Annotated in this window: 3 protein-coding genes; all 3 read right to left on the bottom strand. The window is 70.3% G+C overall.

Annotated elements, in window-relative coordinates; translation table 11 throughout:
- Positions 1-621 (bottom strand): molybdopterin cofactor-binding domain-containing protein (locus STRIP9103_RS23955; RefSeq protein WP_048820861.1); only part of this gene is annotated, 621 nt, incomplete at its 3' end.
- Positions 618-1598 (bottom strand): FAD binding domain-containing protein, encoded by a 981-nt coding sequence (locus STRIP9103_RS23950; protein WP_009320959.1) that lies wholly within the window; start codon positions 1596-1598, stop codon positions 618-620. The genes STRIP9103_RS23955 and STRIP9103_RS23950, both read right to left, overlap by 4 nt.
- 7 nt (positions 1599-1605) lie before the next feature.
- On the bottom strand, positions 1606-1937 hold a 332-nt coding region (locus STRIP9103_RS23945; protein ID WP_048820860.1), incomplete at its 5' end, for a (2Fe-2S)-binding protein.

Below are 1937 nucleotides of genomic sequence, written 5' to 3'. Positions count from 1 at the left end.
GAGCCGGTTGCCGTTCCAGCGGGCGATGGTGGCGTGCGGTTCCATCGGGTTGTGGTGGTTGCGCGCCGTGCGGTACGTCAGGTCCAGCCGTACGGCCGCGTCGCGCAGGGCGGCATCCGCGTCACCGCGCGCGTAGGTCGCGGGCTCGCCCGGCTCCGCCTCGGTGAGGTCGGTGGAGGACTGTTCGGCGTCGTAGCGGATCTTCACCAGGCTCGCGCCGTGCTGCGCGGCCTCCAGGGTGGTGGCGACCACGACGGCGACCGGCTGGCCGTGGAAGAGGACTCGGTCGTCCTGGAAGACCCGCAGCCTGTGGCCAGGCGGGTTGTTCGACCCGCTGTTGTCGCGGTAGGGCAGCTTCGGCGCGTTGCGGTGACTGATCACCCGCAGCACTCCGGACTGGGCTTCGGCCGCGCGGGTGTCGATGGACGTGATGCGGCCACGGCCGATGCTGCCATCGACGATGACAGCGTGCACAGCCCCGTCGACGATGGGGGTCCCCCCGCGCGAGGTTGTTCGAGCGTGGGGGAGCTCGGCGGCGTACAGCGCCTGACCGGTGACCTTCAGCCGCCCGTCCACCCGGGACAGCGGCGCACCCACGGCGGCCTGCGGCTGGGGGCTCACTTGGTACCTCCTACGATGCGCAGCTGACGTTCGACGGTCCGCTTGAGCAACTCGACCTTGAACCGGTTGTGAGCGAGCGGGCGGGCGCCCTTCGCGGCCCGCTCGGCGGCAGCCGCCCACAGCTCCTGCGAGGGGCGTTCCCCGATGAGGTGCGCCTCGACGGCGGGCAGCTTCCACGGCACCGTGCCCACTCCCCCGGCGGCGACCTTCGCCTCCCGGATCACCCCGCCCCGCACATGCAGTGCCACGGCCGCCGACGTCAGGGCGAACTCGTACGACTGCCGGTCGCGCACCTTCAGGTAGCCGGACTTCAGCGGACGCGGATGCGCGGGAATCTCCACCGCCGTGATCAACTCGCCTTCCCGGATGGCCTGTTCACGGTTGGGAGTGCTGCCGGGCTTGAGGAGGAAGTCGGCGAAGGGGACTCCGCGTTCCCCGTCCGGGCCCAGCAGATGCACGCTCGCCTCCAGCGCGGCGAACGCCACGGCCACGTCCGAGGGGTGGGTGGCCACGCAGGCGCCGGAGGTGCCGAGGATGGCGTGCGTGCGGTTGAAGCCCTCCAGCGCGGCACAACCCGAGCCGGGATCGCGCTTGTTGCAGTCGGCGGTCACATCACGGAAGTACGTACAGCGGGTGCGCTGCATGACGTTGCCGCCGATGGTCGCCATGTTCCGCAACTGGGCCGACGCGCTCAGCTCCAGCGCCTGGGAGATGACCGGGTACAGGGTGCGCACCTCGGGGTGGGCGGCGGCCTCGGCCATGCGTACCAGGGCGCCGATGCGCAGCCCGCCGCGCTCGGTGACGCTCACCTCGCGCAACGGCAGACCGGTGATGTCGACCAACGTCTCGGGACGTTCGACGGTCTCCCGCATCAGATCGACCAGCGTGGTGCCTCCGGCGATGTAACGGCCACCGCGCCGGCCCGCGTTGAGGGCATCACGGGTGTCGGACGCCTTCGTGAAGGCAAAGGGGTGCATCAGGCCCTCACTTCCGATTGGCGGCGGTCTGCTCGACCGCGCGCACGATCTTGACGTAGCAGCCGCAGCGGCAGATGTTGCCGCTCATCCACTCCCGGATCTCCTCCGGAGAACCCGTGTGGCCCTCCTCGATGCACCCGACTCCGGACAGAATCTGACCCGGAGTGCAGTAACCGCACTGGAAGGCATCCTGGTCGATGAACGCCTGCTGCAACGGATGCAGCCGGTCACCATCGGCCAGCCCCTCGATCGTGGTGACCTCGGCGCCCTCCAGCCGCACCGCGAGCGTCAGGCACGAGTTGACCCGCTGCCCGTCGACCAGCACTGTGCACGCGCCAC

This window comes from Streptomyces ipomoeae 91-03 (assembly GCF_000317595.1).
In the GTDB taxonomy this organism is placed as follows: domain Bacteria; phylum Actinomycetota; class Actinomycetes; order Streptomycetales; family Streptomycetaceae; genus Streptomyces; species Streptomyces ipomoeae.
Note: the sequence above shows the minus strand (reverse complement) of the source record. Positions and strands in the feature narration are given on the sequence as shown.